Below are 6,203 nucleotides of genomic sequence, written 5' to 3' on the forward strand. Positions count from 1 at the left end.
ATTACTTTCCTAATGCTAGTTTATTTAGTACAATGAAAGAATGAACACTTTCAGAAAGTGAGCGATTTTATGAAACGTATTAAAATTTCAACAGAGTATATTACACTAGGACAATTTTTAAAGTTAGCTGATGTAATTGATACAGGTGGCGCTGTAAAATGGTTTTTACAAGAATATGAAGTGTACGTGAACAACGAACTTGAAAATAGAAGAGGTCGCAAACTATATGCGAATGATGTTATTGAAATTCCAGGAAGCGGAACTTTCCAAGTTCAGGCATAAAGGGGGAGCCCTTTGTTTATTTCAGAAATACAATTAAAAAACTATCGCAATTATGAAAAATTAGAGCTTTCCTTTGAAGATAAGGTAAATGTAATTATCGGCGAAAATGCACAAGGGAAAACAAATTTGATGGAAGCTATTTATGTTTTAGCGATGGCGAAATCTCATAGAACCTCTAATGATCGCGAACTTATCCGCTGGGATGAAGATTTTGGTCAAATAAAGGGGAAATTACAAAAAAGAAACAGTTCTTTGTCTTTGGAATTAAATATTTCGAAAAAAGGTAAAAAGGCAAAATTAAATCAACTTGAACAACAAAAGTTAAGTCAATATATTGGCGTGATGAACGTTGTCATGTTTGCCCCAGAAGATTTAAATCTTGTAAAAGGAAGCCCTCAAGTAAGAAGACGCTTTTTAGATATGGAATTAGGACAAATAGCTCCTGTATATTTGTATGAATTAAGTCAATATCAAAAGGTGCTCACGCAACGAAATCACTTGTTGAAAAAAATGCAAGGGAATAGTAAGAATGAGGAAACGATGTTGGATGTATTTACACTTCAACTAATTGAGCATGGTGCGAAAATACTGCAAAAACGTTTTGAATTTTTGCATTTGCTACAGGAATGGGCAGCTCCAATTCATCGAGGTATAAGCCGTGGATTAGAAGAGTTAGAAATTGTCTATAAACCAAGTGTAGATGTATCAGAATCAATGGATTTGTCGAAAATAAAAGAAGTATACTATGAAAGTTTTCAATCTGTGAAACAACGTGAAATTTTCCGTGGTACGACTTTAATTGGTCCTCATCGTGACGATTTACAATTCTTCGTTAATAGTAAAAATGTTCAAGTCTTTGGTTCGCAAGGACAACAACGAACGACCGCACTATCCCTAAAATTAGCTGAAATTGAATTGATTTATTCAGAGGTTAAAGAATATCCAATCCTTTTGTTGGATGATGTTTTATCAGAATTAGATGATTATCGTCAATCACATCTTTTAAATACAATTCAAGGAAAAGTGCAAACATTTGTTACAACGACGAGTGTCGACGGAATTGAACACGAAACATTAAAAGAAGCGAAAACAATTCATGTAACGAACGGCACTGTAGATTGTGAAATAGATAGGGAATAACCCCTGTTTAAATGGAAAAGTAGGTGATCTTTGTGTCAATGGAACAAAAGCAAATGCAAGAAAATGCATATGATGAAAGTCAGATACAGGTGCTTGAAGGACTAGAGGCAGTTCGGAAACGCCCTGGTATGTATATTGGATCTACAAGTGGAAAAGGGCTTCACCATCTTGTGTGGGAAATCGTAGATAATAGTATTGATGAAGCACTTGCAGGTTATTGTGATGAAATTAATGTTAGTATCGAAGAAGATAATAGTATTCGTGTAACGGATAATGGGCGTGGTATTCCGGTTGGTATACAAGAAAAAATGGGACGTCCAGCTGTAGAAGTTATTATGACTGTTCTCCACGCCGGTGGTAAATTTGGCGGTGGCGGTTATAAAGTTTCTGGTGGTTTACATGGTGTTGGGGCATCGGTTGTAAATGCTCTATCAACAGAATTAGAAGTATTTGTACATCGTGAAGGTAAAATCCATTACCAAAAATACGAAAGAGGTATTCCGGTTGCGGATTTAAAAGTCATTGGTGACACAGATCAAACAGGAACAATAACTCGATTTAAACCAGATCCGGAAATTTTCCAAGAAACAACAGTATACGATTTTGATACGCTAGCAACTCGTATGCGTGAATTAGCGTTTTTAAATCGTAATATTAAATTAACAATTGAAGATAAACGTGAACATAAGCAAAAGAAAGAATTCCATTACGAAGGTGGAATTAAATCATACGTTGAGCATTTAAATCGCTCAAAACAACCGATTCATGAAGAGCCTGTGTACGTAGAAGGTTCAAAAGATGGTATTCAGGTTGAGGTTTCTCTTCAATATAACGAGGGATACACAAATAATATTTACTCATTTACGAATAACATCCATACGTATGAAGGTGGTACACATGAGGTAGGTTTTAAAACAGCTTTAACTCGTGTAATCAACGACTATGGTCGTAAAAATAGCATTTTAAAAGATGCGGACAGTAATTTAACTGGTGAGGATGTTCGTGAAGGTTTAACAGCAATTGTATCAATCAAGCATCCAAATCCACAATTTGAAGGACAAACGAAGACAAAACTTGGGAATAGTGAAGCGAGAACAATTACAGAGTCTGTATTCTCAGAGGCGTTTGAAAAGTTCTTACTAGAAAATCCTAATGTAGCGCGAAAAATTGTAGAAAAAGGTACGATGGCTGCACGTGCACGTGTAGCTGCGAAAAAAGCGCGTGAATTGACACGTCGAAAGAGTGCGTTAGAAGTTTCAAGTTTACCTGGTAAATTAGCTGATTGCTCTTCGAAAGATCCAGCAATTAGTGAAATTTACATCGTAGAGGGTGACTCTGCGGGTGGATCTGCAAAACAAGGACGCGATCGTCATTTCCAAGCAATTTTACCGCTGAAGGGTAAAATTATTAATGTGGAAAAGGCACGCTTAGATAAGATTTTATCAAATGATGAAGTTCGTACAATTATTACGGCGATTGGTACAAATATTGGTGGAGACTTCGATATTGAAAAAGCACGCTATCATAAGGTTATTATTATGACCGATGCCGATGTTGATGGTGCACATATTCGTACCCTATTATTAACGTTCTTCTATCGTTATATGCGTCAAATAATTGAGTGTGGTTATATCTATATTGCACAGCCGCCGTTGTTTAAAATACAACAAGGTAAAAAAATTCAATATGCTTACAACGATAAGGAACTTGAAAAAATCTTAGCAGAATTACCGGCCCAACCTAAGCCAGGGATTCAGCGTTATAAAGGTCTAGGGGAAATGAATCCAACTCAGCTATGGGAGACGACAATGGATCCAGAAGTACGTTCATTACTTCAAGTTTCCCTTCAAGATGCAATTGAAGCAGACGAAACATTTGAAATTTTAATGGGAGATAAAGTAGAGCCACGTCGTAACTTTATCCAAGAGAATGCAAAATACGTGAAGAACCTTGATATTTAAATGAGTAATGACAGGAATCTAAGTATTCCTGTCTTCTACATATAAATCAATGTATGTGTAACGGAAATGTAAGAGGAGGTGCTCGTTGATGTCAGACAATCAACAACAAGCACGAATTCGAGAAATTAATATTAGTCATGAAATGCGTACCTCATTTTTAGATTACGCAATGAGTGTTATCGTATCTCGTGCATTACCAGATGTTCGTGATGGATTAAAACCTGTGCATCGTAGGGTTTTATATGCGATGAATGATTTAGGAATTACAGCTGATAAAGCGTATAAGAAATCAGCACGTATTGTCGGTGAAGTAATCGGTAAGTATCACCCTCATGGTGATTCAGCCGTTTATGAAACAATGGTACGTATGGCGCAAGATTTTAGTCAACGTTATATGCTTGTAGATGGGCATGGTAACTTCGGTTCTGTAGATGGAGATTCAGCAGCTGCAATGCGTTATACAGAGGCAAGAATGTCTAAGATTTCTATGGAATTAATACGTGATATTTCAAAAAATACAATTGATTATCAAGATAACTATGATGGTTCCGAAAGAGAACCGATAGTACTACCAGCGCGTTTCCCTAATTTATTAGTAAACGGTACAACAGGTATTGCTGTTGGTATGGCAACAAATATACCGCCGCATCAGCTTGGCGAAGTAATTGATGGTGTGCTGGCATTAAGTCATAATCCTGATATTACTATCGCGGAATTAATGGAATACATTCCCGGTCCAGACTTTCCGACGGCAGGTTTAATTTTAGGAAGAAGTGGAATTCGAAGAGCTTATGAAACAGGTCGCGGTTCCATTATGCTTCGTGCTAAGGTTGAAATTGAAGAGAAGTCAAACGGTAAACAATCTATTATCGTAACTGAACTACCTTATCAAGTTAATAAGGCACGATTAATTGAAAAAATCGCAGAATTAGTTCGCGATAAGAAAATTGAAGGTATTACAGATTTACGTGATGAATCAGATCGTAATGGTATGCGTATTGTCATGGAAGTACGTCGTGATGCTAATGCAAACGTACTATTAAACAATCTATATAAACATACAGCGCTTCAAACAAGTTTCGGTATTAATATGTTGTCTCTTGTAAATGGGGAGCCACAAGTACTAAATTTAAAACAAAATCTATATCATTATTTAGAGCATCAGAAGGTAGTAATTCGTAGACGTACTGCTTATGAATTAGAAAAAGCAGAAGCACGTGCTCATATTTTAGAAGGATTACGAATTGCTTTAGATCATCTTGATGAAGTTATTACGTTAATTCGTAGTTCAAAAACGGCAGATATTGCCAAGCAAGGTTTAATGGAACGTTTTGGTTTAAGTGAGAAACAAGCGCAAGCGATTTTAGATATGCGTCTGCAACGCTTAACTGGATTAGAACGTGAAAAAATTGAGCAAGAATATCAAGACTTAATGAAGTTAATTGCTGAATTAAAAGCGATTTTAGCAGATGAAGAAAAAGTTCTTGAGATTATTCGTGAAGAATTAACAGAAGTAAAAGAGCGTTTCAATGATAAGAGACGAACAGAAATTACAATTGGCGGTATGGAATTTATTGAAGATGAAGATTTAATTCCTGAACAAAACATTGCGATTACGTTAACTCATAACGGTTATATTAAGAGGTTACCAGCTTCTACGTACAAAACACAGAACCGTGGGGGACGTGGTGTGCAAGGAATGGGTACGAATGATGATGACTTTGTTGAACATTTATTAACAACGTCTACTCATGATCATATTTTATTCTTTACAAACAAGGGTAAAGTATACCGTACGAAAGGATATGAAATTCCAGAGTATAGTCGTACTGCAAAAGGACTACCAATTATTAACCTATTAGGGGTAGATAAGGGTGAGTGGATTAACGCTATTATTCCGATTCGTGAATTTGGTGACGATCAGTTCTTATTCTTTACGACAAAACAAGGGGTTTCTAAGAGAACGCCACTTTCATCATTTGCAAATATACGTACAAATGGTTTAATTGCAATTTCTCTTCGTGAAGAGGATGAGGTAATATCTGTACGTTTAACATCGGGTGATAAGGATATTATTGTCGGGACAAGTAACGGTATGCTAATTCGTTTCAATGAACAAGATGTTCGTTCTATGGGACGTAATGCTGCAGGTGTTAAAGCTATTACGTTGGGCGATGAAGACCAAGTTGTAGGTATGGAAATTGTCGAAGAGGATGTAAATGTTCTAATTGTAACGAAAAATGGTTACGGAAAGCGTACACCGATTGATGAATACCGTCTGCAAAGCCGCGGTGGTAAAGGTCTGAAAACTTGTAACATTACAGATAAGAACGGTAAATTAGTAGCTGTTAAATCTGTTACAGGTGAAGAAGATATTATGTTAATTACAGCGGCAGGCGTTATTATTCGTATGCCAGTTGATCAAATCTCCCAAATGGGACGTAATACACAAGGTGTTCGTCTAATTCGATTAGAGGAAGACCAAGAGGTAGCGACGGTAGCAAAAGCACAAAAAGATGAAGAGGAAGAAACGAGTGAAGAGGTTTCTTCAGAAGAATAAGAGAGGGATTTTCCCTCTCTTTATTTTTTTATAATAATACTTGCATAGGGAAGAGAAAGCCTATATAATAGGCAGAGTCAGCAAATGAGAGATACAACTTATCGAAAAAACTTGTTGACGAAAATAATATACTATGATATATTATAAAAGTCGCTGAAACGCGATGTTGAACTTTGAAAACTAAACGAAACAAACAACGTGAAACGTCAATTTTTATTTTAGATGCTAGACAAACTAACTTTATTGGAGAGTTTGATCCT

General features: G+C 36.2%; 4 protein-coding genes. All 4 read left to right on the plus strand.

Annotation, left to right across the window (positions count from 1 at the left end):
* Positions 1-69: 69 nt before the first annotated feature.
* The 4 genes from yaaA to gyrA all read left to right on the plus strand — a co-directional run bounded on the left by yaaA (position 70) and on the right by gyrA (position 5,943).
* A complete protein-coding gene (gene yaaA, locus HFD78_RS28105; RefSeq protein WP_000821364.1) occupies positions 70-282 on the plus strand; it encodes a S4 domain-containing protein YaaA in 213 nt (70 codons plus the stop codon).
* 12 nt (positions 283-294) lie between these two features.
* Complete coding sequence (recF, locus tag HFD78_RS28110) at positions 295-1,422, plus strand: DNA replication/repair protein RecF (RefSeq protein WP_000470745.1); 1,128 nt, start codon at positions 295-297, stop codon at positions 1,420-1,422.
* Positions 1,423-1,460: 38 nt separating this feature from the next.
* Positions 1,461-3,383 (plus strand): DNA topoisomerase (ATP-hydrolyzing) subunit B, encoded by a 1,923-nt coding sequence (gyrB, locus tag HFD78_RS28115; RefSeq protein WP_000435982.1) that lies wholly within the window; start codon positions 1,461-1,463, stop codon positions 3,381-3,383.
* 88 nt (positions 3,384-3,471) lie between these two features.
* Entirely contained in the window at positions 3,472-5,943 is a 2,472-nt protein-coding gene (gyrA, locus tag HFD78_RS28120) for a DNA gyrase subunit A (RefSeq protein WP_001282864.1), read from the plus strand.
* The last annotated feature ends 260 nt before the right edge of the window (positions 5,944-6,203 follow it).

Origin of the sequence: Bacillus sp. EKM501B, assembly GCF_011800505.1 — a bacterium.
GTDB classification, from domain to species: Bacteria; Bacillota; Bacilli; order Bacillales; family Bacillaceae_G; genus Bacillus_A; species Bacillus_A cereus.